Raw genomic sequence first — 25,014 nt, forward strand, 5'->3', positions numbered from 1 at the left:
CATGGGTATTTTGCGCGACATCGACGAGACGCAGGCGCCGCTGATGGAGCACCTTGTCGAGCTGCGCACGCGCCTGCTGCGCTCGGTCTTCGTGCTCGCGATCGCGTTCGGCGTGTGCTTCTATTTCGCCGACCAGATCCTCGCGTTTCTGGCCCGCCCGCTGGCCGAGGCGTTCCCGCCGGGGCAGGGCAGGCTGGTCTATACCAAGCTGTACGAGGTCTTCTTCGTCGAGATGAAGGTCGGCCTGTTCGGCGCATTCTGCGTCAGCTTTCCGTTCATCGCCAACCAGCTGTGGGCGTTCGTCGCGCCGGGCCTCTACGCGAAGGAGAAGAAGGCGCTGCTGCCCTTCCTGATCGCGACCCCGATCTTCTTCATTGCCGGGGCGAGCCTGGCCTACTTCGTCGTCATGCCCACCGCGTTCCGCTTCTTCCTGGGCTTCCAGGGCAGCGCGGGCGGGTTGCCGATCGAGGCGCTGCCCAGCGCGGGGGAGTACCTCAGCCTGGTCATGCAGTTCATCCTCGCCTTCGGGATCAGTTTCCTGCTTCCGGTCTTGCTGCTGCTGCTCGAGCGAGCGGGGCTGGTCCAGCGTACCACGCTGGCCAAGGCGCGGGCCTATGTCGTAGTGGGCGTGCTCGCGCTGGCTGCGGTCGCCACCCCGCCGGACCCGGGTTCACAGCTAATCCTGGCGATTCCGCTATACCTGCTGTTCGAAGGATCGCTGCTGGTCATGCTGATCCTGCAGAAGCGCGAGAAGCGGGCGTCGGGTGACAATACGGAGTCGTCCGAAGTCGCCTAGGTTGGCGGCTGCCGGCCGGGATCGTGGACACAAAAAGAAAGGGCCCCCGAAGCGGGAGCCCTTTCAGCATTCGAACTGATGTCCGACTTAGGCGCTGACGGGATCGTCGTCGTCGTCGGAGATTTCGATGATGCCGTAGATGATCAGACCCAGGCCGATGGCACCGAGAACATAGGCACCGGCACCCAGACCGGCGAGTTCGCTCTCTTCAGCGATCGGAGCTGCAACGCGTTCGGCGCTGACTTCGGCGACTGCGGGAGCGGCGGTAAGCGTAAGTGCGGCGGCGGCCGCAGCGAGCGTGCGAATCTTCATACGATATTTCCCCTTCTTCTTCTCTTCCAAGCGACTTGCGCCGAACCGTACAGATATTTGTGGGATTTGCAACAGTGGGGACCTGACAATGGCTGTTAGGAAGGCGTCGAAGAGGAAACCAGGATGCCCATTCGCAAGATCGGCAGGTTCGCAGCGCCCGATCCTAAAGTATATCGTCCATAAACGCAAAAAGGGCCCCCGAAACGGGAGCCCTTTCTTTATGCGATAAGTCGCGAAAGACTTAGCTGCTGACCGGCGTATCGTCGTCGGTGTCGGCAGCGATGATGATGCCACCGATGATCGCGGCAACAGCAGCAACGCCGAGAATGACGCCACCGCCGAGTTCGCTTTCGCCTTCAACCGGAGCAGCGGCACGATCGGCGCTGATTTCGGCAACCGCGGGAGCGGCGACGAGCGACAGAGCGGCTGCAGCAGCGGCCATGGTACGGATCTTCATAACTTAAGTCTCCTCAGGGTATCGAGTAAGCTGTCGAAACTGGTTCGGGGCGAGTAATGATTAGATTTTGGCGCTATTGCAACCCGGAAAACTCAAAAAAAAGAGGGCAGGGCGTGTCATGTTGCCATTTGGCAACGACCACTCTTTACCCGTCCTTAGTTGCTGACCGAAAGGTCGGGATCGTCGTTGCCGTCGGTCACCAGAATGACGGTGGCGATCACCACAGCGATGCCCATGGCGGCCAGAATGCCGCCAGTGCCGCCCAGCTCGCTCCCACTTTCGACCGGAGCCGTATCCCGGCTGCCGGCCAGAGCCCCGACCGGAGCGGCTGCGAGGCCGAGAGTAGCAGTCAAAAGAGCAATCTTGCGCATTCTTCGATCTCCTTCCGGCATGGCGAGAGGGCCACGCGATCCTGATGTAGACCACCTCTGGCAAGCAAAACCCCCGCGGTTTGCACGCAGGGGCTGGCGTCCCGTGGACTTTGTGGAGACCGCCCTAGGTAAGAGTTATGAAACTTTGATTACCGGCGATGTTGCGACGGTTTCGCCAGAAGCTGGCGCTCCGCGTCACTGCCCGCGACGGTAGGCGCGCACGCCGCCGACCCATGTCTCGATCACCTGCGTCTGGCGGATGGCTTCCGGGCTCGCACGCGAGATATCGCGATCGACGACCACGAAGTCGGCCCGCTCGCCTTTCACCAGCCGCCCGAACCGCCCTTCGGCGAAACCTGCAAAGGCGGCGTCGCTGGTGAAGCCGCGCCATGCCTCCATCCGGGAGAGGCGCTCGTCCGGCATCCAGCCGCCCAGCGGGAGCCCGTCCGCGTCCATCCGGGTCATCGCGACCGCCATGCCGACGAAGGGATTGGCAGATTCGACCGGAGCGTCCGATCCCAGCGCAAGCCGCGCACCGCTTTTGGCCAGGCTCGCCCACGCATAGGCCCCGAGTAGCCGGTCCGGCCCCAGCCGGGCCTCGGCCATCACCCGGTCGGAGGTCTGGTGGACCGGCTGGACAGAGGCGATGATGCCGTATTCGCCGAAACGCTCGATATCGACCGGATCGACGATCTGCGCATGCTCGATCCGCCAGCGGCGATCGCCGCGATAGCTTTCCGACAGTTCCTCGATCGCGGCGAGCGCTTCGGCATTGGCGGCATCGCCGATCGCGTGAACCGCGATCTGATAATTCTCCATCGCCGCGCGGCTCATCAGATTGCGCAGCTGCGTGTCGGACAGCAGCGGCAGGCCGGTATTCTGAGGATCGTCGGCATAGGGCTGCTTGAGCCACGCCCCGCGCGAGCCGAGCGCGCCGTCGAGATAGAGCTTCACGCCGTTGAGGCGCAGGCGATCCTGATACAGCCACGGGGTCGGCCCGGTGCCGCCGATCACCTCCATCGCCTCGATCCCGGCGGCGTAGGACATGATCCGGATGCGCAGCTGGTTCCTGTCGCCCGCACGGCGATAGGTCTGCCAGTCGAGCAGGGTGGTCCCCATGTCTGCGACCGCGGTGATCCCTTGGGCGAGCAGGATCTGTTGCGCTTCCTGCAGCGCCGCATCGCGGTCGACCGGGCGCGGCTCGGGCACCACCTTCTGCACCAGATCGGCCGCCGCATCGACGAATACGCCCGCAGGTGCGCCCGCCGCGTCGCGTTCGATCCGCCCGCCCACCGGGTCCTTGGTGTCTGCGTCGAGCTCTGCGGTCTCGATCGCGAGCGTGTTGGCCCAGCCGGCATGGCCGTCCACCCGTTCAAGGAACACGGGCCGGTCGCTCACCGCGCGGTCCAGTTCCTCGGCGGTGGGGAAGCGTCCCAGGCCCCATTTCTCCTGGTTCCAGCCGCGCCCGAGGATCCACGGGCGGCCCGGATTCTCGCGCGCGAACTGTGCGATCAGCGCGAGCGCTTCTTCGAGCGAGTTCGTCTCCGAAAGATCGAGCGTCAGCGCGCCGAAGCCGATACCCATCACATGCAGATGCGCATCGATCATGCCCGGCACGATGATCTGCCCGTCCATGTCCGACAGGTACTTGGGGTGCTCGGGCCGCTTGTCGCCCTTGTCGAGCACCTCCAGAATCGTGCCGTCGTCATCGACCCACAGGCCGGTGAAGCGATCGACGTCGCCATCCTCGTCGATACGGACGCCTTTTACGTTGTCGATCAGCACGTCGGCTGCTGCCGAGGTGGAACACAGCAGCGCAAGAGTTGCGCCGAACAGGGGCAGAAGCTTCATGGAAGGTATGGTCTTCTTTGTAACGAAGGAGTTACGCGCTGGACTAACGCCAAGCCGGCGGCCTGCCAATGGCGTGCAGGCCTATCGGGCGGGCAAGCGCGTCTATGTTGCAGGGGAGGCAAGCTGCCTCTAGGCGTCGCCGCATGACCAAGCCCAACGCTTCCGCGCTCGACCAGCTGACTCTCGACGATGTGCGTGCCGCGCACGCAAGGATCGGGGATGCCGTCGTGCGCACACCGATGCTGAAATCGCAGACCCTGTCGCAGATTGCCGGCGCGGAAATCTGGCTCAAGTTCGAGAACCTGCAGTTCACCGCGGCCTACAAGGAGCGCGGGGCGCTCAACGCGCTACTGCTGATGTCGGAAGAAGCGCGTGCGCGCGGGGTGATCGCGGCTTCGGCGGGCAATCACAGCCAAGGCCTGTCCTATCACGGATCGCGCCTGGGCGTGCCGGTGACGATCGTCATGCCGCGCACCACCCCAGCGGTGAAGGTGATGCAGACCGAGGCGGTGGGCGGCGACGTGGTGCTGGAGGGGGACAGCTTCGACGAGGCCTATGCCCACGCGCGCCAGCTGGAAAAAGAGCGTGGGCTCACCTTCGTCCACCCGTTCGACGATCCCAACGTGGCTGCGGGTGCAGGCACGGTCGCGCTCGAGATGCTGGAGGACAAGCCTGATCTCGATTGTCTCGTCGTGCCCATCGGCGGGGGCGGGCTGATGAGCGGAATGGCGACGGTCGCCAAGGCGATCAATCCCGACATCCACATGGTCGGGGTCGAGGCTTCGCTGTTCCCGTCGATGCACAATGTCCTGTCGGGCGCGGACAATCCCACCGGCGGCGATACGCTGGCCGAGGGCATCGCGGTCAAGGAGCCGGGGCAGTTCACCCGGGCGATCATCGCCGAGCGGGTCGACGAGATCCTGCTGGTGGGCGAACCGGATCTGGAACACACGGTCGCGCTGCTGCTGCAGATCGAGAAGACCGTGGTCGAAGGCGCGGGCGCTGCGGGCCTCGCCGCAGTGCTGGCGAACAAGGAGAAGTTTGCGGGCAAGAAAATCGGCCTGCCGCTGTGCGGCGGTAATATCGATTCGCGCCTGCTCGCCACCGTGCTGCTGCGCGATCTGGCGCGGCAGGGGCGGCTCGCGCGGCTGCGGATTGCGCTGAAGGATCAGCCGGGCGCGCTGCACAAGGTCGTCTCCCTGTTCGAACGGCACAACGTCAACATCATCGAGGTCTATCACCAGCGGGTCTTCACCAAGCTGCCGGCCAAGGGCCTGATCACCGAAATCGAGTGCGAGGCGCGCAACAAGGAGCAGGTCGACGCGCTGATCGCGGACATGCGCCAGACGGGTTACGACGTTCATTCCGTCGAACTCGCCTGATCCGTTTTGCCACAGATGTGCAAAATAAGGTCTCGTTAACCCTGCTTTGTGGTTAAGGCCCTTCTAAGACGGGGGTTGGTGAGGCATATCCTTGGGCCAATCGCCGATCGATAGATTTACGCCATCGCCAGGAGCGCCAGGCCTAGCCGTGACTGCCCCCGTTCGTTTCCCTCGCTTTTTCGTGACCAGCCCCGCGCCGTGTCCCTATCTGGCCGACCGGATGGAGCGGAAGGTGTTTACCGAGCTGAAGGGCCCACACGCGGACCAGCTCAACGAAGCGCTCGGGCGGATCGGGTTCCGGCGCAGCCAGACGGTCGCCTACCGGCCCAGCTGCGTGAACTGTCAGGCCTGCGTCTCGGTTCGGGTGGTGACCTCCGAATTCGCGCCGTCCAAGGCGCAGAAGCGGATTCTCAAGCGCAACAGCGATCTGATCGCGACCGAATGCCGCCCGTGGGCGACCTCGGAACAATTCGAGCTGCTGCGGGATTATCTCGCGAAGCGCCATCCAGAAGGCGGGATGACGCGCATGGACGAGGTGGACTATGCCGACATGGTGGAGCATACGCCCGTATCGAGCTATGTTATTGAATACAGGGAGCCGACAGACGACGGCTCCACGGGTCGCTTGGTTGGCGCCTGCCTGACAGACAGGCAGGGTGATGGGCTGTCGATGATCTACAGCTTCTACGACCCGGAAAACGAGGTACGGTCGGGTCTTGGCAACTACATCATTCTCGATCACATCCGCCGCGCTGCCGCAGAAGGCCTGCCCTATGTCTATCTCGGCTACTGGGTCGAAGGCTCCGCGCGGATGCAGTACAAGATCCGCTACCGCCCGCTCGAACGGCTCGGCCCGCGCGGATGGCGCCGGCTTGGAACCGAGGAGCAGGATCGTCTCATCCAGGAAGCCGTGCGCGAAGGCGGCGCTGCTGCCGGAGCAGGCGACAAGGCGCTCGCCGTCACCCGCTAGGTTCGCGCGCGGTGCGTGCATTGCCGCGCTTGCCGCAGTGCTTGCCAGCCATCCCGGATACGCCTTTGCGCAGGATCGCTCGGCCAGTCCCGAGCTCGAAGCGCTGATCCCCGACGAAGCGATCGACAATGCGCAGGAATGGGCCGCCGATGGCGTGCCTCCCGAAGAGCCGACGCCGATCGACGGGCCCAACCCGTTCCCGGCCGACGCCCCGGAGCTGGAGCCCGAGAGCCCGCTGGCCGATCTGCCCGGGCTGACTATCGACTGGCCCGATCCGCTTGAGCTGGCGCCGGTCGAGCAGGTCGAGGACGACGGCACGGCCACCTTCGCCGACGACAATCCGCTCCAGTCCGGTCCGCTGCTGATCGATCCGGTGGTGATCGATCTGACCGATCAGCTGGCCCTCGCTTTCCCGAGCGAGCCGGACGCATTCCCGCAGATGGACGATTTCGTCGACCAGTTCACCAGCCTTTCCACGATCGAGGCCTATGGCGACAGCGAGACCAATGTCGGCCAGCTGGGCGCGCGGGCGCGCGAGGACGAGGAATTGCTGGTGCGCCTGCTGCGCGCCTATGGCTATTACGATGGCGAGATCGTGCGCGAGGTCGGCCCCAATCTGATCGACGGGTCTGACGAGCGGCCGCAGGTTCGCTTCAACGTGCTGCCGGGCGAGCGTTTCACATTCGGCACTATCGATCTGGGCGATCTTGATCAGGCACCCAACTTCCAGGAACTGCGTGGCGCGTTCGAGCTCAAGCCCGGCGACTATGTCGACAGCTACGACATCGTGCGCGAGCGGGGCGATCTGGACACCGCGCTGGGCAATACCGGCTATCCCTTCGCCGAGATCGACGCGCCCGAGCTGCTGATCGACCATGCGATGATCGAAGGCGATCTGACGATGCCGGTGCGCCCCAACGGGCGCTACGTCTTCGGCAAGGTGATCTCCGAAGAGCCGGACTTCCTCTCCGGCAGACACCTCGGTTCGATCGCGAGGTTCGAGCCTGGCGATATCTACAACCGCGACGACGAGCAGGATTTGCGCCGCGCGATCATCGCCACCGGGCTGGTCTCTTCGACAACCATCACTCCGGTGGAGGCACAGGCCCCCGCCAATGGCGAGCCGGGCGTGGTCGACATGAAGGTCGGCCTGACCAAGGCGAAGCTGCGGACCATCGCGGGCGCTATCGGCTATGGCACCGAAGAGGGCATCCGCGTCGAGGCAAGCTGGGAGCATCGCAACCTCTTCCCGCCCGAAGGCGCGCTGAAGCTGCGCGGCGTTGTCGGCACGCAGGAACAGCTGGCGGGCATAACCTTCCGCAAGAGCAATTTCGGCGGGCGCGACCGCATCCTGACGGTCGACGCCTTCGCCAGCTCGCTCGACAACACCGCCTTCGCCGCAGACACCGCCAGCCTGATCGCAACCTACGAGAAGCTTTCGACGCTCCTTTTCCAGAAGCCGTTCAGCTGGAGCATGGGGCTTGAACTGGTCGCATCGGACGAGCGGCTTGCGTTCGATATCGACAACAGCAGCCTCGATAGCGCCACGCCGCCGCCGCGCCAGACCTATTTCGTCGCCGCGCTGCCGCTCTACGGGCAGATCGACACCACCGACGATCTGCTCAACCCGACCGAGGGTTTCCGAGTCTCGCTGCGCACTTCGCCCGAGGTTTCGCGCACGAAGGGGATGCAGAGCTTCTACGTCCGCAACCAGGCGGATGCGTCCTATTACAAACAGATCGGCGAGAATGGTCCGATCCTCGCCGGGCGCGTCGGCGTCGGCTCGATCACCGGGGCCGGGCTCAACGACATCGCACCCTCGCGGCGGTTCTTCGCTGGTGGCGGCGGCTCCGTGCGTGGCTTCGGCTATCGGGCCATCGGGCCGCGCAACGACGATAACGATCCGATCGGCGGGCGCTCGCTGGTCGAGGTCTCGGCCGAAGTGCGTATTCCGACCCCGCTGTTCGACGGCGCGGTGCAGGTCGTGCCCTTCGTCGATGCAGGGTCTGTCGGGGTGGAGCAATATCCCGATTTCGAGGACATTCGCGTCGGCGCCGGTGTCGGCGTGCGCTACCTGAGCGGATTCGGCCCGCTGCGGCTGGACGTCGCCTTCCCGATCAATCCGCGTCCGACCGACAGCTTCGTCGCGGTCTACGTCTCGCTGGGGCAGGCCTTCTGATGAGCGAAGAGGCGATCCGGGAAGAGGCGACCGAAGACGCGCTGCGGGCGAAAAGCACCGGTACGCGCATCGCCAAGTGGGCCGTGGGTATTGTGGTCGTGCTGGCACTGCTGGGCGCAGCGCTGGTCGCGGGCCTCAACAGTCCGATCGGCAAGCGCTGGATCGTCGACCAGGTAGCCAAGATAGAGCCCAAATCGGGCCTGCGTATTTCGATCGGGCGGATCGAGGGCAGCATCTACAGCGATCTCGTCCTGCACGACCTCTCGCTCGCGGACCCGCAGGGTGTGTTCCTGACCGTGCCCGAGGTGGATCTCGACTGGAATCCGTTCGCCTGGTTGAGCAGCGGGCTCGACATCGATTCTCTCGAAGCGCGGCGGGGCGAGCTCAAGCGTTTGCCGAAACTCAATCCCGGCGATCCGGATTCGCCTATGCTGCCGGGCTTCGACATCCGGATCGACGAGCTCGAGCTGGTGGACTGGACGCTGGCCCCGGGCATCGCGGGCGATGCGCGGCGGCAGGTCAATCTGGTCGGCAGCGCGGATATCCGCGATGGTCGCGCGATGGTGAAGGCCAACGGGCGCTTCGGGGAGGGCGACCGGCTGGTGCTCGACCTGACTGCCGAGCCCGATGGCGATCTCTTCGATGTCGACATGCGGGTCGATGCGCCGGCGGGCGGGGTCCTTACCGCGCTTGCCAATCTCGACGGGGATTACGTGGGCCGGATCGACGGTGACGGGACTTGGAAAGACTGGTCGGGCGACCTGCTGCTCAACCACAACGGCGAGTCGCTCGCCCGCTTCCGGTTGAGTGCGAAAGACGGCAAATATGGCATTGTCGGGCGGGCCGATACCACACCGTTTCTCACCGGAATTCCGCAGCGCGCGCTGGGCCGCGACACGCGTATCGAAGCTGCTGGCACCTTCGCCGACCGAGTGATCGACGGCAAGGTCGAGTTGCTGGGTCAAGGTTTCTCGCTGGTCGCCGAAGGCGGCGCAAACCTGGCGGACAACCGTGCTGACGACATCAAGTTCGAGGCTGCGGTGCGCGATCCGAGCCTGTTCGGGGCGAACCTGCAGCTGGTCGGTGCGCAGGCGAGCGGCACGATCGACGGGCCGTTCCGCGATCTCGCCATTCCCTTCCAGCTGGTGGCGCAACGCTTCGATGCGGGCAGCGCCACGATCAGCAATATCGCGCAGGAAGGCACCGCGACCTATGATGGCAGCCGCTGGGTGATCCCGATCGACGCGCGCGTCGGCCGGATCGAGACCGGCAATGCGCTTGCCGATCCGCAGCTGATCGGCGGCACCGCCAACGGCCGGCTGGTGTTTACGGGGCGCGAGCTGGTGTCCGACAGTATCCGGATCAACTTCCCCGATGCCAGCGCGCAACTCTCGCTCAACGGCAATGTCGCGGAAAACCGCTGGCAGGTGCGCGGGCCGGTCGCGGTCAACGGGCTCGCCTTCGACCAGATCGGCCGGGTCAATGCGGGCGGTTCGATCGACTTCCTCTATAACGGTGCCTGGAAACTAACCGCCGACGTGCGCGGGCAGGTGCCGCGCGTCACCAACGACACACTTGTCAATCTGGCGGGGCCGGTGATCGACTTTTCCGGCGGGGTGTCGCTTGCGCAGAACGCGCCGATCGATTTCCGCCAGGTGCGGCTCGACTCGCGCAAGCTGAACATGGTGCTCGACGGGCAGGTTGCGCCGGGTACCACACGCGTGGCCGGGCGCGGACGGCAGGCGCAGTACGGGCCGTTCACTGTCGAAGCATCACTGACAGACCGTGGCCCCGAAGCGGTGCTGGTGTTCGCAGAGCCGCTGCCCGCTGCAGGTCTGCGCGACGTGCGCGTGGCGCTGAGCCCGATCGAAGAGGGCTTCCGGATCGAGACCGAGGGCGATTCGACGCTCGGCCGGTTCGATGGCACGCTCGGCCTGTTCTCGCCCCCGGGCGGGCCGACCCGCATTGCGGTGGAAACTCTGACCGTCTCCGAAACCAGCGTGACCGGCGATCTGACGCTGGGCGGCGGCGCTTCCAGCGGCACGCTGGCGCTCACGGGTGGCGGGCTCGACGGGACGATCATGCTCGCGCCGCGCAGCGGTGGGCAGGGCTTCGACGTTGCGTTGGCGGCGCGCAACGCGCGCTTCGGCGGGGCTACCGCGCTCGAGATCGCGGAGGCCGACCTTGATATGAGCGGTCAGATCGCGGACGGCGATACGACCATTCAGGGCACAGCGAGCGCGCAGGGAATCCTCTACGGCAACCTGTTCATCGGGCGGATGACCGCCGATGCGCGGCTGGTGAACGGGCGCGGCGATGTGAATGCGGCGATTGCCGGGCGGCGCGGGCGCGGGTTCGCATTGCAGCTCGCAGCCGACATCGCGCCCGACCGTATTGCGCTGGCCACGCGCGGCAACCTCGCCGGGAAAGAGTTGACGATGCCGCGCCGCGCGGTGCTGACCAAGCTCGAAGGTGGCGGCTGGGCGCTCCAGCGCTCTCAGATCGATTACGGCGACGGCTTCGTGATTGCCGAGGGCCGCATGGGTGGCGAAGCCACCCGGTTCGACCTCAATGTGCGCGACATCCCCCTGTCGCTGGCGGATATCGTGATGGGCGATGCGGGGCTCGGCGGATCGCTGTCGGGCACAATCACCTATGCCGCGCCCAAGGACGGGCTACCCACCGGGGAAGCGCGCGTGAGGGTCGACAAGTTCACCCGCTCTGGCGTGATCCTCGCCTCGCGCCCGGTCGACCTGTCGCTAGTCGCGCGGCTTGAGACAGACCGGCTTCAGACGCGCGCCATCCTCGACGATAACGGGACCGAAGGCGGACGAATCCAGGCGCTGATCTCCGACCTGCCGCGCAATGGCAGCCTGTTCGAACGCCTTCAGGCGGGCGACCTGTTCGGTCAGCTGCGCTATCGTGGCCCAGCGCAATCGCTCTGGCGGCTGGCTGCGATCGACCTGTTCGACTTTTCCGGGCCGGTCGCGGTTGCCGCCGATCTTCGCGGCACGCTGGCCGACCCGCGCGTGCGCGGGTCGCTGTCGAGCGATGATCTGCGCGTGCAGAGTTCGGTTTCCGGAACCGACATTCGCGACGCGAGCGTGCGCGGTGCCTTCGCCGGGTCGCGTCTGCAGATCACCGAGTTCCGTGGCACTGCGCCGAATGGTGGCGCGATCAACGGAAGCGGCGTGATCGACCTTGCCAATCTGGGCCCTGGTCGCGGGCCGGAAATCGATATTCGTGCCGCGGCGCAAAAGGCGCAGCTGATCGATGCGCGCGGATTGCAGGCAACCGTTACCGGCCCGCTGCGGATCGTTTCCAATGGATCGGGCGGCACCATCGCCGGGCGCCTGTTGGTCGAAAAGGCAAGCTGGCGTTTGGGCAACGGGGCACAGACTGCGAGCATTCCCACGATCAACACGCGCGAGATCAATCTGCCGCGCGATCGCTACCAGCCGTCCGCGCCGGGCGCGCCGTGGCGTTTCCTGGTCGATGCGCGCGCGCCGAGCCGCGTCGATGTGGACGGCATGGGGCTGGACAGCGAATGGAGCGCCGATGTCCGCGTGCGCGGCACCACGCAGGAGATGCGGATCGGGGGCGAGGCGAACCTGATCCGGGGCGACTACACCTTCGCGGGCGCACGCTTCGAGGTCACCCGCGGGCGGATCGAGTTCGACGAGAGTCGCGCGATCGACCCCCGGCTCGACATCGTTGCGGAGACCGACAATAACGGGATCGATGTGACGGTCAGCGTGCAGGGCAACGCCCAGCAGCCCGAGATCACCTTCAGTTCCAACCCCTCGCTGCCCGAGGAGGAAATCCTCTCGCGCCTGCTGTTCGGCGGTTCCATCACTAGCCTGTCTGCCACCGATGCCTTGCAGCTCGGCGCGGCGGTCGCCTCGCTGCGCGGGGGCGGCGGGCTCGACCCGATCAACCAGCTGCGCAGCGCGATCGGGCTTGATCGGCTGCGGATCGTCTCGGCGGACCCAGTGCTTGACCGGGGGACGTCGATTGCGCTGGGCAAAAACATCGGACGGCGGTTCTATGTCGAACTGATCACCGATGGGCGGGGCTACAGCGCCACGGATGCGGAATTCCGGATCACCAGCTGGCTTTCGCTGCTGGCCACGGTTTCGACCGTTGGGCGCAACGGCGTGTCCGTGGAGGCGAGCCGGGATTACTAGCCAACCTGCTGCGGCCTGCAGCGCGACCTGACAAGAGCTCTTGACTGACAAGAGGTCTTGACTGTAAAGAGCTCTTGTCAGCACCCGGGGTGGGTGCTTCCGGGAGAATGGTCGGTTGCAAAATCGTGTGAAGCACTACCGCGAAGGGGCGGGCTGGAGCCAGGGCGAGCTTGCCCGCAGGCTCGGCGTGTCGCGGCAGACGATCAACGCGGTCGAAACCGACAAGTACGATCCCTCTCTCCCGCTGGCACTGCGCATGGCGAAGCTGTTCGCCGTCGACGTGCCGGATCTGTTTATCGACGACTGGACCCCGGAGAGTAACTCATGAACCCTAGCGTGAAACCATCCTTGCATCGTCCCCTCCGGAAGATGCTCATTTCGGCTCTGCTCGGCGCGATCGCAGGCTTCTTCGGCGTCACGCTGCTGTTCCGCTGGACCGACGCGCCTACGGTAGGCGGTTCCTCGATGATCCTCTCCGGCGTGGGAATTGCCTATCTCGCCATGGCACTGTTCGTGGGGATTGGTACGCTCATGCCGAAGGCAGGCTCCAAGGTTCTCAACGTCGAAGATAGCGACGAGTTGGTCGAGAACCGGCAGTCGCTGCTGGGCAGCTCGCTGGCCAATGGCGTTCTTGGAGTGATGATGATCGTGCTGGCGAACAGCGGGACGGGCGGTACGGTGCCAGTCTCCATCGCGGTGGGAACCGTGATCGTGGCCCTGGCCGTGGCCGGTTTCCTGATCGTGAAAACCTGGAAATACCAAGACGAGTTGATGCGTCAGGTCAGTCTGGAAGCGGGGAGCATCGCCGGTGCGATGGTGATCGCAACCCTGCTGGTTTGGGGCGCATTCTCGATGAACGGAATGGGCCCGGCCATCGAAGCGAAATCGATGATCGCACTGGTCATGGGGATGACCTTGCTCGGTGCGTTCGTCGCCACCGGTGCTCGCGGGATGCTCACTCCCCGCTGAGCAGGCTCAAGCCGCTGAATGCAAAAGGCCGCCGGATTGCTCCGGCGGCCCTCCTGGTGATCTTTGCGATCCGGCGCGATTACGCGCTGTAGTACATGTCGTATTCGACCGGGCAGGGGGTGGTTTCGGTGCGCATCACCTCTTCCCACTTCAGCTCGGCATAGGCGTCGATCTGGTCTTTGGTGAAGACGTCGCCCTTGAGCAGGAACTCGTGGTCTTCTTCCAGCGCGACCAGTGCCTCGCGCAATGAACCGCAAACGGTCGGCACGTCGGCCAGTTCGGCCGGCGGCAGGTCGTAGAGGTTCTTGTCCATCGCTTCGCCCGGGTGGATCTTGTTGGTGATCCCGTCGAGGCCCGCCATCAGCAGCGCCGAATAGGCGAGGTAGGGGTTGGCCATCGCATCGGGGAAGCGGAATTCGACGCGCTTCGCCTTCTCGCCCGCACCATAGGGAATGCGGCACGAAGCCGAGCGGTTGCGCGCCGAATAGGCCAGCAGCACCGGCGCTTCGAAACCCGGGACCAGCCGCTTGTAGCTGTTGGTGGTCGGGTTGGTGAAGGCGTTCAATGCCTTGGCGTGCTTGATGACGCCGCCGATGTAATAGAGGCAATTGTCCGACAGGCCGGCATAGCCGGTGCCCGCGAAGGTGGGGTTGCCATCCTTCCAGATCGACATGTGGGTGTGCATGCCGCTGCCGTTATCGTCCTTGATCGGCTTGGGCATGAAGGTCGCCGACTTGCCGTAGGCATGCGCGACCTGGTGCACGACGTACTTGTAGATCTGCATGTTGTCGGCGGTTTCGACCAGGGTCGAGAAGGTCAGGCCCAGCTCGTGCTGCGCTGCGGCAACCTCGTGGTGGTGCTTGTCGCAGTTGAGGCCCATTTCCTTCATCGTTGCGACCATCTCGCCACGAATGTCGACCGCGGAGTCGACTGGCGCGACGGGGAAGTAACCGCCCTTGGCGCGCGGACGGTGGGCCATGTTGCCCGCGTCGTATTCGCGGCCCGAATTGGTCGGCAGCTCGATATCGTCGATCGAGAAGCCCGAACCGGCGTAGCCGTCTTCGAAGCGGACATCGTCGAACATGAAGAATTCGGCTTCGGGGCCGACATAGATCGTGTCGCCCACGCCGGTGGTCTTGAGATAGGCTTCCGCACGCTTTGCGGTGGAGCGCGGATCGCGGGCGTACCAGTCGCCCGTGTTGGGCTCCACGATGTCGCAGAAGATGATCATCATCGGGGTCGCGCTGAACGGATCGAGATAGACCCGCTCCAGATCGGGGCGCAGGATCATGTCGGATTCGTTGATGACCTTCCAGCCGGCGATCGACGAACCGTCGAACATCAGCCCGTCTTCCAGCTCATCCTCCGTCAGGACATCGGCGACCATGGTCAGGTGCTGCCATTTGCCCTTGGGATCGGTGAACCGCAGGTCGACCCACTCGATATCCTGTTCCTTGATCTGTTTCAGAATGTCGCTGGCAGTTGACATGATGCTCCTTTCGGATGGTTTTCGGGCGGAAATGCCCGGGAAATCTTATCGCAGGTAAATGCTAGATCGCGTCGTCGTCCCGTTCGCCGGTGCGAATGCGGAGCGCGGAATCGATCGTTGAGACGAAGATCTTGCCGTCGCCGATACGGCCCGTCTGGGCGACGCCCGCGATCGCTTCGACCACGCGCTCTGCCAGCGCGTCGGCCACGACGACCTCGAGCTTCACCTTGGGCAGGAAATCGACGACATATTCGGCACCGCGGTAGAGTTCGGTGTGGCCCTTCTGACGTCCGAAGCCCTTGGCCTCGATCACGGTGATGCCCGAGACCCCCACCTCGTGCAGCGCTTCCTTCACCTCGTCGAGCTTGAAGGGTTTGATGATCGCTTCGATCTTTTTCACCGCGTGCCGTGTCCTTCCCGTTCGGGTCTGCCGCTGCGAGTCGGCGAATTGTCACACGAGCCTAGTGCAATGTTGCACTGCGATAAAGGGGCAACCTCATTGCGCGAAATCGGGCCTCCGCGCTGCATTTGTGCCTATCGCAGTTGCAGCGACGCAGTTTCAGGAAAGCCTGCCATCAGGTTGAGGTTCTGGATCGCGGCCCCGCTGGCCCCCTTGCCGAGGTTGTCGAGCAGGGCGACGAGGCGCGCGTTCCAGCCGCCTTCATTGCCGAAGACATGGAGCCGCATCCCATCATCCGGCGCGGCATCGCGGTGCAGCAGCAATTCGCCCGGATCGCCCTTGGCCATCACTTCGACGACCTCGGAATCCGCGTAGAACCTGGCCAACTCGTCGCGAAGGGCGTCGGCGCTCGGTTCGGTTCGCATCGCGCCAAGATGCAGCGGAATCTCGACCAGCATTCCGCGATAGGCGGGCACCACGCTGGGCGCGAAGAGCACGCCGTGACCGAGACCCGCATGACGCTGCATCTCGGGCAAGTGCTTGTGTTCCAGACCCAGCGCATAGGCGCGAAAGGCGATGTCGGGCTCGTCCGCAAACCGTTCGATCAGCGCCTTGCCGCCGCCCGAATAGCCGCTGACCGCGTTGACCGTGAAGGGCCAGTCGGCGGGCAGTAGCCCTGCGCGAACCAGCGGTGCGACAAGCGCAAGGAAGCCGGTCGGGTAGCAGCCGGGGTTGCTCACCCGGCTCGCGCCTGCGATCCGTTCGCGCCCGATCAGCTCGGGAAAACCATAGGTCCAGCCGTCGGCCACACGGTGCGCGGAGGAGGCATCGACGATGCGCGTCTTTGCCGCCGGGTCGACCAGTTCGATCGCCTCGCGCGCTGCATCGTCGGGCAGGCACAGCACTGCGAAGGGCGTGTCGTTGAGCGCCTCGCGCCGCGCATCGGCATCCTTGCGCCGCGCCTCGTCGAGGACGACGGGCGTGAAGTGGGGATGCGCCTCGAGCCGGGCGACGATTTCCAGCCCGGTGGTTCCGGCGGCGCCATCGACGAAAACTTCGGTGGTCATGACCAGCGACCCGTCAGGGGAAGGCCGAGCGCCGGACATAGCCCGACGGACCTTCGGGGCCGAGGCAGCCCCATACCCAGCTTCCGGTGACGTCGAGCGCCTCGAACGAGGCACCTGGCTCCAGCGTGGTGATCACGTCGTCCTCTTCGAGGGTGGAGCGGACGAGCGGCGCGGGTGCGTCGCCGATCTGCATCGGCACCGGCACCGCATAATTGGCGACGAGAAACCGCGGCGCGAGGTCGATATGCGCAAGGTCGCGGCGCAGCGGCAGCGTGCCCTTTTCAGGCCACACGACGGGGCCGGTCAGGCCGATCTGGCCTGCATGCGGGTGACTGGAAGGAAGATCGCTCACTAGAGTGGTTTGGTCATCATGTTCTGTTGTTTCTGGCCGCTTAGCCTGTGCGCCGCGGCTGAACAACCTCGGCGCGCTTCGCGACCCCTTATGGCGTTCTTTTTCTAGGCTCCGAAACGCTCGCGCAGCATGTGCCAGCTGGCGCGCAGGCCGTAGGCTTCGCCGCCCTTGGGCCGCCCCGGTTTGGCAGTCGGCCGCCATGCGTAGGTATCGAAATGCGCCCAGTCGATGTCTTCGCCGACGAACTGGTCGAGGAACAGGCCCGCCACGCTCGCTCCGGCAAAGCCGTTGGAGGGCGCGTTGATGCAGTCGGCCAGCGGGGAATCGAGCCATTCGCGATAGATGCCGGGCAGCGGCAGGCGCCACGGCTCGTCATCATGGGCCTTGCCGGCAGAAATCAGCGCTTCGGCGGTTTCGTCGCGCCGGGTCATCAGCGCCGGATAGTCCGGCCCCAGCGCGACCCGCGCAGCGCCGGTCAGCGTGGCGAAGTCGATCAGCAGCTCGGGATTTTCCTCGCTCGCCCGGTCGAGCGCGTCGGCCAGGATCAGCCGCCCTTCGGCATCGGTATTGGTGATCTCGACCGTCAGCCCCTTGCGGCTCTTCACGATATCGCCCGGGCGCAGCGCGTTGCCAGAGATCGCGTTTTCTACCGCTGGCACCAGCAGGTGCAGGCGCACCGGCAGGTTGTGCTGCATCACCAGCTTCGCGAGCGCGATCGCGTGCGCCGCGCCGCCCATATCCTTCTTCATCAGCGCCATGCCGGTGGAAGACTTGATGTCGAGCCCGCCCGAATCGAAGGTGACGCCCTTGCCGACGATCGCCAGGACGGGCGCGTCCTTCTTGCCCCAGGTCAGATGCATGATCCGCGGGGCATGATGGCGCGCGGCGGCACGGCCGACCGCGTGGACCAGCGGATAGTTCTGCTCCAGCTGATCGCCCCGGGTCACTTCGAGCCTGGCGTCGTGATCCTTCACCAGCGCTTCGAACTCGGCCTCGATCCCTGCCGGGCCCATCACCTCGGGCGGGGTATCGACCAGCCGGCGCACCAGATTGACCGCCTGCGCCTCGGCAATTGCGGGTTCGATCGCCTTGGCGTTCTGGGTCAGCAGCACGCGTGCGCCCGGCGCTTCGGCATCGCTGCGGAAGGCGAGGTTCTTGTACTGGGCGGTCTGCCAGCCGTGCAGGGCGGGGCCGGGCTCGCGCCCCTTGAGGCGATAGGTTCCGGCAGGCAGCACCTCGGCCAGCCGTGCGAGGCACCAGCTGGACAGCGAATCCGGATCGGCCACGCCGCCGACCGCGAACCACGCATTGCCTTCACCCGGCGTCGCGGGGATGATCGCGGTTTCATAGCCCTTGCCGGTGAAGTTCTGCGCCTCCAGCATGGCGCGCTGGCCGTCGTTCAGGCCCTTCGCCCAGTCGGCGAAGCCTGCATCGTTGACGAGGTGGAGGTCGGTTGCGTTCTGGCCCTTGTCGGGCTGTATCAAAGCCGTATCATTCATCCTATTATGCATGGCGACGAAGGCGCGCCGTGCCAACCGGATTCGCGCCGCGACAAGGGATTGAGATGATAATGGCCGCAGGTTTTGCGAAGCTTGTGCTGGTGATCGGCCTTGGTTTGGCGGGCTGTTCATCGCCCGAAGACATGCAGCGCGATGTCGGGGTGGACCAGGACAAGGCCGCCGCCACCGCTTCGGCAGATGACGCGAAGGATGGCGAGAAGCCCGCCGGCCAGGGACGCGAGATTTCCGAAGAGAACGATCTTTACGCCTTTTCCTTCACCTATCCGGAAACGCTTGGCGCGGTGCCGGCGCTGAAGGACCGGCTCGACCAGCAAGCCAAGCGCGAGGAGGCCGACCTGCAACGCGCCGCCCGCGAGGCGAGCGAGGAGGCACGCGAGAACGGCTTCCCCTATAATCGCTACATGGTCACGATCGAGTGGAAGCCGGCCGGGCAAACCGACGAATGGCTCAGCCTGATCGAGAATGGGGCGACCTATTTCGGCGGTGCGCACGGCAATTACGGTCTCAGCTCGGTGCTTTGGAACAAGGGGGCGCAGCGCCTGCTCGAACCGATCATGCTGTTCGAATCGCAGGCCGCGCTGTCCGAAGCTCTGGGCGAGAGGTTCTGCAACGCGCTCGATACGCAGCGCATGGCCCGGCGCGGCGGCGAGCTGGACGAGGGCGACGATACCTTCAACCGCTGCCCCGACCTTGAGGAGCTGGAGCTTGTGCTGCTGTCCAATGGGCACAAGTTCGACCGGATCATGCTCTACGCGGCACCTTACGTGGCCGGGCCTTACGTGGAGGGCGATTACGAGGTCGAACTGAGCGTGGACGATGCGATCCTCGCGGCGGTGAAAGAGCGCTATCGCGACGATTTCGTCGGCTGACCTCGCTTTTTCGCGCGGTCGTGCGTATCTAGTGCGCCATGACCGAATACCAGACCATCGAAGCCGATTCCGACGTCTACCGCGACGGCACAATCAAGCTCCACGGCCCCGAAGGGTTCGAGGGCATGCGCAAGGCCGGGCGACTGGCCGCCGAAATCCTCGACCAGATGCCCGAGCTGGTGAAGCCCGGCGTAACCACTGCGAGCATCGACGATGCGATCCGCGGGATGATGCTGGATGCAGGCGCGGTGCCCGCGACGCTCGGCTATCGCGGCTACACGCACAGCAGCTGCATCTCGGTCAACCACGTGATCTGCCACGGCATCCCGGGCGAGAAGACGCTGAAGGATGGCGACATCCTCAATATCGACGTGACCCCGCTGCTGGACGGTTGGCACGGCGATACCAGCCGCATGTTCTTCGCCGGCGATCCGCCGCTCAAGGCGAAAAAGCTGGTCGAGGCGACGCACGAGGCGCTGATGATCGGGATCGACGCGGCGAGCAAACCCGGCGCGCGGCTGGGCGATATCGGCGCCGCGATCGAGGCGCATGCCAAGCAGCACCGCTATGGCGTGGTCCGCGAATTCTGCGGGCACGGCGTGGGACGGCTGTTCCACGATGCGCCCGAAGTGGTCCATGTCGGCGTGGCGGGCAGCGGGCCGGAGCTCAAGCCCGGCATGTTCTTCACCATCGAGCCGATGCTCAACGCGGGCAAGCCATGGGCCAAGGTGCTGGGCGACGGATGGACTGCGGTGAGCCGCGACAAGTCGCTCTCCGCGCAGTTCGAGCACTCGCTCGCGATTACCGAAGATGGCGTGGAGATTTTCACGCTCAGCCCGACGGGCCGCGATAAGCCGCCTTACTGAGCGACTATTTCCTCGCAGGAATAGCTACCAGGCAACACGGAAGTCTCCTCTTCGGAATTGTATGGCTCGATCAGCATCTCGCAGACTGATCGATTATCACCATACCCGTGAATGGTTGCTAGCCAATCGGGCCCGGCCATCCCGTTTTTGATCAGCGCATAGGCGCGCGGTGTGCCTTCTGGTTTCGCTTCGAGGACTGCTCGTAATTCGTCGTTGAAGTCGGTGCTGGTCGGCTCGCTTTGGTCGCAGCCGGCTAGCAAGAACATTGCAATCAATAAGCCGAACCCCCTCATATTCCACTCCATTTAGATATCCCGCGCAGCCCTGATCGCGGCAGCAGCCGCGAAGGGCGCGATTGCGCATAGCACCAGGCTGAAGGCACCGGCGAACAGCGCGCCGCTCATGTCCACCCGGGCGAGATGGCCTGCGCCGAAGATCACCAGCGGCACTGCCAGCGGCGCGAGCATCAGCCCGGCGAGCGCGGTGCCTCCACGCAAGCTCGCCAGCAGGGCGGCGATCATCAGACCGATCGCGGCGAGGCCCGGCGTGCCCGCCAGCAGGCTGGCCAGCAGGCGCCAGAAGGTCGGCCTGCTCAGCGATAGCAGTGCCGAGGCGGGCAGGGTGGCGATCAGGATCAGCGGACCAAAGCTGAGCCAGTGCGCGATCAGCCGCGCGGTCATTGCCACCTCCTCGCTGATCCCGCGCAGGCGCAGCTGGTCGAACACGCCTGCGTCGCGGTCCGCCGCAACCAGCCGGTCGAGCGGCAGGATGCTCGCAAGCAGCGCGGCGACCCACAGCACACCGCCACCCGTGCGCGCGAGCAGGCTCGGCTCGGGCCCCACCGCGAAGGGGAACAGCACCGCGACCAGCAGGAAGAAGATCAGCGGCAGGAAGGCGGAGCCGCGCGCGCCGCCGGGCAGCAGGATAGCAAGGTCGCGGCGCAGCAGGATCGCAAACGCGCTCATGCTGCATACTCCGCCAGATCGAGCACCCGTGCGGGCAGATCGACCGGCTGGTGCGAAACGTACAGGCACAGCCCGCCATTGCCGCAATGCTCCGCGATCAGATCGGCGAGCAGCGCCTGCGATGCGGTGTCGAGCCCGGCGAAGGGCTCGTCGAGCAGCCAGATCGCGCGGGGCCGCAGCAGCAGGCGTGCGATCACCGCACGCTGTTTCTGCCCCGTAGACAGGTAGCCGGTCGGAATGTCCGCCAGCGCATCGACACCCAGCCGCTCCATTGCACCGGTCGGATCGCCCGCGCCATCCAGCCGGGCCCAGAACCGCATCGCGTCACCCAGTTTGCGGTCGAGATCGAGCGCGTGGCGGCCGTCGACCAGGCCAACCTCGCCGACGCGCTCAACCTCGCCCGCAAAGGGCCGCGCGAGGCCGGCGAGGATGCGCATCAGGCTGGTCTTGCCCACGCCATTGTGCCCGCGCACATGCAACATGTCGCCGGGGCCGAGATCGAGCGTCAGCTTGCGGAAAAGCAGGCGCTCGCCGCGACGGCAGGCGAGATCGCGAGCAGAGAGGCGGGCTTGCATGGCTGCGCGGGTTAGGCGAGGGGGCGCGTGACGGCAATATCATCCGGTAGCGAAAGGACATTCCCATGGCGGTCGAGAAACTGAGCGAAGAGGAACGTGGAAGCTGGCTGGAAGCGCTCGAAGGGTGGGAAATGGCGAGCGACCGCGACGCGATCGTGCGCACCTTCAAATTCGAGGATTTCAGCGAGGCATGGGGATTCATGAACCGGGTCGCGCTGATCGCCGAGAAGAACGACCATCATCCCGAATGGTTCAATGTCTACAACACGGTCGAGATCACGCTGACCACGCATGATGCGGATGGTCTGTCGCATCGCGACGTGCACATGGCGCAGGCGATCAACGGGCTTTAGGTTTCTTAGCTTCAGCGACTGGTTCGCCGAAGCGAACTCCTCGATCAGTGGCCGCCCATCGCGCCGCCTGCGCGGCCCCGCGCGACCTTGCGCATCTGGCCGGGCATCCAGCGCGCGGCGAAGGCGGCGCGTTTGGCGGTCTTGCCCACCAGCGTGTGCAGCTTGTCGCCGTGCACGGCGCGCCACGCGGCATCGCCGACGGCCTCGACCGGAGTGATCTCCAGCCCGGCGGCCTTGACCCGGTCGCGGATCGCCTCGTTGGTCTGGCCGTTGGGCACCTGGTCGATCAGCGGGGTCTCGATGAAGCCGGGCATGATCGAGCGGACCTTGATCCCGTATTCCGCCCATTCGCCGTCGAGGCTTTCGGTGATCGCGCGCACGCCGAACTTGGTCGCCGAATAGACGCTCGCCCCCGTGGTGCCGTAGATGCCCGCTGCGCTTGCGGTGTTGAGCAGGCACGATCCGGGCGCGGTCTTCTTCAGGTGCGGCAGCGCGGCCTGCGCGCCGAACAAGACACCCTTCAGATTGATGTCGAGGCAGCGTTCGATCTCCGCGACGCTGTTCTGGTCGATCGTGCCGCCCAGCGGGATGCCCGCATTATTCGCGACCACGTCGATCCGGCCGCCCGAGGCCATGGAGAACGCATTGAGCGCTTCGTCCCACGCATCCCGGTCGCGCACGTCGAAGGTATGGCCGAAGCTGAAGCCGAGCCCAATCAGGTGCTGGGTTTCGACCATCCCCTTTTCGTTCACATCGCCGAGGCCGACGAACCAGCCTTCTTTGGCGAAACGCTGCGCGATGGCGCGTCCGATGCCCGACGCGCCGCCGGTGATGAAGATCGCTTTCCTGTCCATGAGGCTTCCCGTCTGCTCCCGTTCCGCTGACCTCATGCCCACCCCGGGCCCCTCCCGCAAGCGGCGGGAGGGGAGGGTGTCGGCTCAGTCCGCGTCGATCGCGGCCTTGAGTCCCTGAACGAAGTCCGCGCCTTCCTCGATCTGCGCGGTCGATTCCTCGATCGTGTCGGCGATCGGTTCGGCACGCCCGCCCAGGCAGGTGGCGAGGAAGTTCTCGGTCACTGCGTTGAATGCGATGTTGTTGGACGGCTTCGCGAAGCCGTGCCCTTCGTCTGGGAACAGCACGTAGGTGACGGGGATGTTCTTGGCCTTCATCGCCTCGACGATCTGGTCGCTTTCCGCCTGGTTGACGCGCGGATCGTTCGCGCCCTGGCCGATCAGCAGCGGCTTCACGATCTGGTCGGCCTTGTACAGCGGCGAGGCGTCGATCAGCAGCTGCTTGCCCTCGGGCGTGTTGGGGTTGCCCATCCGCTCGTGGAACTGCGCCACCACCGGGGCCCAGTAAGGCGGAATGGTGGAAAGCAGCGTTTCGAGGTTCGACGGGCCGACGATGTCGACCCCGCAGGCGAAGGTTTCGGGCGTGTAGGTCAGGCCCACCAGCGTGGCATAGCCGCCGTAGGAACCGCCCATGATCGCGACCTTGTCCGGAATCGCGACGCCTTCGTCGATCGCCCACTTCGTGGCGTCGATCAGATCGTCGTGCATGGTCTTGGACCATTGCAGGTTGGACGCGTTGATGAAGTCCTTCCCGAACCCGGTCGAGCCGCGGTAATTGACGCTCATCACCGCATAGCCGCGGTTGGCGAGCCACTGGTGGTAGCCGTTGAAGCCATAGGCGTCGCGCGCCCACGGTCCGCCATGGACCAGCAGCACCATCGGCACCGGCTTGTCCGGCACGCCGTCGCCATCGCTGTCGCTGCCCGGCGGCAGGGTGAGGTAGGAGGGGAGGGTGAGCCCGTCGCGGCTCTTCAGCTCCAGCGTGTGCATCGGCTGCAGCGGTGCGCCTTCCAGCTCGGGCCGGGTGACGTAGAGTTTGGTCAGCGTGTTGGCGGTGCGATCATACAGGAAGCTCTTCGCCGGGCCGACCACCGGATCATTGCCGATGATCCACTTGGTATCGTCTTCGGTACGCGAGGAAATGCCGAACTCGCCGGTCAGGTTGGCTTCTAGGAAATCGAGCGAGGCCTTGATCTCCGGGTCCAGCGCGACCCATTCGTTCTTGAGGTAATAGACCGAATAGGCCTCTACCTCGCCGGTCTTCTGGTCGCGGATCGAGCCGCCGATATCGGCTTTCTCGTCCTGCGCGATCACCCGCGTCTCGCCCGTCTCGACGTCCATCGCGGTCAGCGCGGCGGTGTTGCGACCGCGGCTATCGAGCCAGTAGAGCGTCTTACCGTCGGTGGTGAAACCCGCCGGGCTGGTGGTCAGCGAATCTTCGAGGCCGGTGCTGCCGAAAGGCTCTTCCTCGACAGCGTTGTCGACCACCTTGAAGAAATCCATCCCGCCTTCGGCGTTGGGTTTCAGCGCCAGGCGCACGTCGAGATTGTCGTCCGCGACGAACCCGGCATAGCCGTTGTTCTCGATCAGCTCGGTCAGCTCGCCGGTGTTGAGGTCGAGCATGTAGACGTCGTGATATTGCGGATCGCGGTTGTTGAGGCCGATCAGGATCTTGTCCTTGATCCGGTCGGACCCGCCGACCACCATCACCCGCGTGTTCTCGAAATCGGTCAGCGTGGTTTCCACGCCGGTTTCGACATTGACGCCGTAGAGCAGGAAATTCTCGTCCCCGCCCTTATCCTGAATATACAGCAGGCTGGCGCTGTCCGGGGCCCAGAAATACTGGCGGATCGGGCGATCGGTCGCCTTGGTCATGACCTTCGCGTTGTCGAGATCGTCCGCCGGGGCCATCCACACGTTGAGCACGCCGTTCGACGGGGCGAGCCAGCTGATCCACTTGCCATCGGGGCTGATCTGACCGCCTGCGCGGGTCGGATTGCCGAACAGGCTTTCGCGCGGGATCAGCGGGGCTTTGGCGGCGGGGGTGGCTGCGGTCATGCTATCGTCCGTATGAGCAATGGATGGTGCGGCGGCTAGCGTGAGCGCGGCTGCGGCGCAACCAATGGCCAGACTCGTGCTCAGGGCGATCTTGCGGGTACGAAACATCAAACCTCTCCTCCTCAGGTCAATGATCCCAACCGTAAATGATCCTTGTCACCATGTAAAGGGACAT

General features: G+C 65.0%; 24 protein-coding genes. 10 read left to right on the forward strand and 14 right to left on the reverse strand.

Annotation, left to right across the window (positions count from 1 at the left end; genetic code table 11):
- Position 1 precedes the first annotated feature (1 nt).
- Entirely contained in the window at positions 2–796 is a 795-nt protein-coding gene (tatC, locus tag K7H93_RS12585) for a twin-arginine translocase subunit TatC (RefSeq protein ID WP_230783912.1), read from the forward strand.
- A gap of 87 nt (positions 797–883) precedes the next feature.
- Here tatC and K7H93_RS12590 read toward each other — a convergent pair whose 3' ends face one another.
- From K7H93_RS12590 to K7H93_RS12605, 4 genes are all read right to left on the reverse strand, one after another.
- Positions 884–1,108, reverse strand: coding sequence for a hypothetical protein (locus K7H93_RS12590; protein WP_222825515.1), 225 nt, complete (start codon positions 1,106–1,108; stop codon positions 884–886).
- Between the two features lie 241 nt (positions 1,109–1,349).
- Positions 1,350–1,565 (reverse strand): hypothetical protein, encoded by a 216-nt coding sequence (locus tag K7H93_RS12595; protein WP_010238915.1) that lies wholly within the window; start codon positions 1,563–1,565, stop codon positions 1,350–1,352.
- 155 nt (positions 1,566–1,720) lie between these two features.
- Positions 1,721–1,936 (reverse strand): hypothetical protein, encoded by a 216-nt coding sequence (locus tag K7H93_RS12600; RefSeq protein ID WP_230783913.1) that lies wholly within the window; start codon positions 1,934–1,936, stop codon positions 1,721–1,723.
- A 195-nt stretch (positions 1,937–2,131) separates the two neighbouring features.
- The gene (locus K7H93_RS12605) at positions 2,132–3,787 is read right to left on the reverse strand and encodes an amidohydrolase (protein ID WP_230783914.1); all 1,656 of its coding nucleotides are present in this window, start codon (positions 3,785–3,787) and stop codon (positions 2,132–2,134) included.
- Positions 3,788–3,930: 143 nt separating this feature from the next.
- On the opposite strand from K7H93_RS12605, the gene K7H93_RS12610 reads away from it, so the two are divergent.
- From K7H93_RS12610 to K7H93_RS12635, 6 genes are all read left to right on the forward strand, one after another.
- The gene (locus K7H93_RS12610) at positions 3,931–5,169 is read left to right on the forward strand and encodes a threonine ammonia-lyase (RefSeq protein WP_230783915.1); all 1,239 of its coding nucleotides are present in this window, start codon (positions 3,931–3,933) and stop codon (positions 5,167–5,169) included.
- Positions 5,170–5,317: 148 nt separating this feature from the next.
- Positions 5,318–6,139 (forward strand): arginyltransferase, encoded by an 822-nt coding sequence (locus K7H93_RS12615; RefSeq protein WP_230783916.1) that lies wholly within the window; start codon positions 5,318–5,320, stop codon positions 6,137–6,139.
- 37 nt (positions 6,140–6,176) lie between these two features.
- On the forward strand, positions 6,177–8,318 hold the full coding sequence (locus tag K7H93_RS12620; RefSeq protein WP_230783917.1) for an autotransporter assembly complex protein TamA: 2,142 nt from the start codon (positions 6,177–6,179) through the stop codon (positions 8,316–8,318).
- Positions 8,318–12,505 (forward strand): translocation/assembly module TamB domain-containing protein, encoded by a 4,188-nt coding sequence (locus K7H93_RS12625; protein ID WP_230783918.1) that lies wholly within the window; start codon positions 8,318–8,320, stop codon positions 12,503–12,505. The genes K7H93_RS12620 and K7H93_RS12625 overlap by 1 nt, the downstream gene beginning before the upstream one ends.
- A 115-nt stretch (positions 12,506–12,620) precedes the next feature.
- Positions 12,621–12,833: a helix-turn-helix transcriptional regulator gene (locus K7H93_RS12630; RefSeq protein ID WP_230783919.1), complete on the forward strand. Its 213-nt coding sequence runs from the start codon at positions 12,621–12,623 to the stop codon at positions 12,831–12,833.
- A 41-nt stretch (positions 12,834–12,874) separates the two neighbouring features.
- A complete protein-coding gene (locus K7H93_RS12635) occupies positions 12,875–13,474 on the forward strand; it encodes a hypothetical protein (protein ID WP_230783920.1) in 600 nt (199 codons plus the stop codon).
- 79 nt (positions 13,475–13,553) lie between these two features.
- Here K7H93_RS12635 and glnA read toward each other — a convergent pair whose 3' ends face one another.
- The 5 genes from glnA to K7H93_RS12660 all read right to left on the reverse strand — a co-directional run bounded on the left by glnA (position 13,554) and on the right by K7H93_RS12660 (position 18,281).
- Positions 13,554–14,963: a type I glutamate--ammonia ligase gene (gene glnA / locus K7H93_RS12640; protein ID WP_269060255.1), complete on the reverse strand. Its 1,410-nt coding sequence runs from the start codon at positions 14,961–14,963 to the stop codon at positions 13,554–13,556.
- A 61-nt stretch (positions 14,964–15,024) separates the two neighbouring features.
- The gene (locus K7H93_RS12645; protein ID WP_010238891.1) at positions 15,025–15,363 is read right to left on the reverse strand and encodes a P-II family nitrogen regulator; all 339 of its coding nucleotides are present in this window, start codon (positions 15,361–15,363) and stop codon (positions 15,025–15,027) included.
- A gap of 134 nt (positions 15,364–15,497) precedes the next feature.
- Complete coding sequence (gene argC / locus K7H93_RS12650) at positions 15,498–16,430, reverse strand: N-acetyl-gamma-glutamyl-phosphate reductase (RefSeq protein WP_230783921.1); 933 nt, start codon at positions 16,428–16,430, stop codon at positions 15,498–15,500.
- Between the two features lie 13 nt (positions 16,431–16,443).
- Positions 16,444–16,782: a hypothetical protein gene (locus K7H93_RS12655; RefSeq protein WP_230783922.1), complete on the reverse strand. Its 339-nt coding sequence runs from the start codon at positions 16,780–16,782 to the stop codon at positions 16,444–16,446.
- A gap of 104 nt (positions 16,783–16,886) precedes the next feature.
- Positions 16,887–18,281: a leucyl aminopeptidase family protein gene (locus K7H93_RS12660; protein WP_230783923.1), complete on the reverse strand. Its 1,395-nt coding sequence runs from the start codon at positions 18,279–18,281 to the stop codon at positions 16,887–16,889.
- Positions 18,282–18,352: 71 nt separating this feature from the next.
- Here K7H93_RS12660 and K7H93_RS12665 point away from each other — a divergent pair, with 71 nt between their 5' ends.
- Together K7H93_RS12665 and map are read left to right on the forward strand one after the other, a co-directional pair.
- Positions 18,353–19,171, forward strand: a complete 819-nt coding sequence (locus K7H93_RS12665) for a DUF4163 domain-containing protein (RefSeq protein WP_230783924.1) — start codon at positions 18,353–18,355, stop codon at positions 19,169–19,171.
- 38 nt (positions 19,172–19,209) lie between these two features.
- Complete coding sequence (gene map / locus K7H93_RS12670) at positions 19,210–20,037, forward strand: type I methionyl aminopeptidase (protein WP_010238879.1); 828 nt, start codon at positions 19,210–19,212, stop codon at positions 20,035–20,037.
- Here map and K7H93_RS12675 read toward each other — a convergent pair.
- The 3 genes from K7H93_RS12675 to ccmA are packed head-to-tail and all read right to left on the reverse strand — an operon-like array spanning position 20,031 to position 21,577.
- On the reverse strand, positions 20,031–20,342 hold the full coding sequence (locus tag K7H93_RS12675) for a hypothetical protein (RefSeq protein ID WP_230783925.1): 312 nt from the start codon (positions 20,340–20,342) through the stop codon (positions 20,031–20,033). The genes map and K7H93_RS12675 overlap by 7 nt on opposite strands.
- The gene (locus K7H93_RS12680) at positions 20,343–21,002 is read right to left on the reverse strand and encodes a heme exporter protein CcmB (protein WP_230783926.1); all 660 of its coding nucleotides are present in this window, start codon (positions 21,000–21,002) and stop codon (positions 20,343–20,345) included.
- A complete protein-coding gene (gene ccmA / locus K7H93_RS12685; RefSeq protein ID WP_230783927.1) occupies positions 20,999–21,577 on the reverse strand; it encodes a heme ABC exporter ATP-binding protein CcmA in 579 nt (192 codons plus the stop codon). Before ccmA ends, K7H93_RS12680 begins: the two co-directional genes overlap by 4 nt.
- A gap of 65 nt (positions 21,578–21,642) precedes the next feature.
- Between ccmA and K7H93_RS12690 the strand changes: the two genes are divergently transcribed.
- Positions 21,643–21,930, forward strand: a complete 288-nt coding sequence (locus tag K7H93_RS12690; protein ID WP_230783928.1) for a 4a-hydroxytetrahydrobiopterin dehydratase — start codon at positions 21,643–21,645, stop codon at positions 21,928–21,930.
- Between the two features lie 44 nt (positions 21,931–21,974).
- Here the strand turns inward: K7H93_RS12690 and K7H93_RS12695 are convergent, their stop codons facing one another.
- Both K7H93_RS12695 and K7H93_RS12700 read right to left on the reverse strand, forming a co-directional pair.
- Entirely contained in the window at positions 21,975–22,784 is an 810-nt protein-coding gene (locus K7H93_RS12695; protein ID WP_230783929.1) for an SDR family oxidoreductase, read from the reverse strand.
- Positions 22,785–22,868: 84 nt separating this feature from the next.
- Complete coding sequence (locus K7H93_RS12700) at positions 22,869–24,839, reverse strand: S9 family peptidase (RefSeq protein ID WP_230783930.1); 1,971 nt, start codon at positions 24,837–24,839, stop codon at positions 22,869–22,871.
- Between the last annotated feature and the right edge of the window lie 175 nt (positions 24,840–25,014).

The organism is Citromicrobium bathyomarinum (assembly GCF_021021475.1).
In the GTDB taxonomy this organism is placed as follows: Bacteria; Pseudomonadota; Alphaproteobacteria; order Sphingomonadales; family Sphingomonadaceae; genus Alteriqipengyuania; species Alteriqipengyuania bathyomarina.

Excerpts from the sequence above, each read along its gene's own strand:
- tatC (WP_230783912.1), top strand. The coding sequence starts at position 2 with ATGGGTATTTTGCGCGACATCGACGAGACGCAGGCGCCGCTGATGGAG.
- K7H93_RS12590 (WP_222825515.1), bottom strand. The coding sequence starts at position 1,108 with ATGAAGATTCGCACGCTCGCTGCGGCCGCCGCCGCACTTACGCTTACC.
- K7H93_RS12595 (WP_010238915.1), bottom strand. The coding sequence starts at position 1,565 with ATGAAGATCCGTACCATGGCCGCTGCTGCAGCCGCTCTGTCGCTCGTC.
- K7H93_RS12600 (WP_230783913.1), bottom strand. The coding sequence starts at position 1,936 with ATGCGCAAGATTGCTCTTTTGACTGCTACTCTCGGCCTCGCAGCCGCT.
- K7H93_RS12605 (WP_230783914.1), bottom strand. The coding sequence starts at position 3,787 with ATGAAGCTTCTGCCCCTGTTCGGCGCAACTCTTGCGCTGCTGTGTTCC.
- K7H93_RS12610 (WP_230783915.1), top strand. The coding sequence starts at position 3,931 with ATGACCAAGCCCAACGCTTCCGCGCTCGACCAGCTGACTCTCGACGAT.
- K7H93_RS12625 (WP_230783918.1), top strand. The coding sequence starts at position 8,318 with ATGAGCGAAGAGGCGATCCGGGAAGAGGCGACCGAAGACGCGCTGCGG.
- K7H93_RS12635 (WP_230783920.1), top strand. The coding sequence starts at position 12,875 with ATGCTCATTTCGGCTCTGCTCGGCGCGATCGCAGGCTTCTTCGGCGTC.
- glnA (WP_269060255.1), bottom strand. The coding sequence starts at position 14,963 with ATGTCAACTGCCAGCGACATTCTGAAACAGATCAAGGAACAGGATATC.
- argC (WP_230783921.1), bottom strand. The coding sequence starts at position 16,430 with ATGACCACCGAAGTTTTCGTCGATGGCGCCGCCGGAACCACCGGGCTG.
- K7H93_RS12660 (WP_230783923.1), bottom strand. The coding sequence starts at position 18,281 with ATGAATGATACGGCTTTGATACAGCCCGACAAGGGCCAGAACGCAACC.
- K7H93_RS12665 (WP_230783924.1), top strand. The coding sequence starts at position 18,353 with ATGGCCGCAGGTTTTGCGAAGCTTGTGCTGGTGATCGGCCTTGGTTTG.
- map (WP_010238879.1), top strand. The coding sequence starts at position 19,210 with ATGACCGAATACCAGACCATCGAAGCCGATTCCGACGTCTACCGCGAC.
- K7H93_RS12675 (WP_230783925.1), bottom strand. The coding sequence starts at position 20,342 with ATGGAGTGGAATATGAGGGGGTTCGGCTTATTGATTGCAATGTTCTTG.
- K7H93_RS12680 (WP_230783926.1), bottom strand. The coding sequence starts at position 21,002 with ATGAGCGCGTTTGCGATCCTGCTGCGCCGCGACCTTGCTATCCTGCTG.
- ccmA (WP_230783927.1), bottom strand. The coding sequence starts at position 21,577 with ATGCAAGCCCGCCTCTCTGCTCGCGATCTCGCCTGCCGTCGCGGCGAG.
- K7H93_RS12690 (WP_230783928.1), top strand. The coding sequence starts at position 21,643 with ATGGCGGTCGAGAAACTGAGCGAAGAGGAACGTGGAAGCTGGCTGGAA.
- K7H93_RS12695 (WP_230783929.1), bottom strand. The coding sequence starts at position 22,784 with ATGGACAGGAAAGCGATCTTCATCACCGGCGGCGCGTCGGGCATCGGA.
- K7H93_RS12700 (WP_230783930.1), bottom strand. The coding sequence starts at position 24,839 with ATGACCGCAGCCACCCCCGCCGCCAAAGCCCCGCTGATCCCGCGCGAA.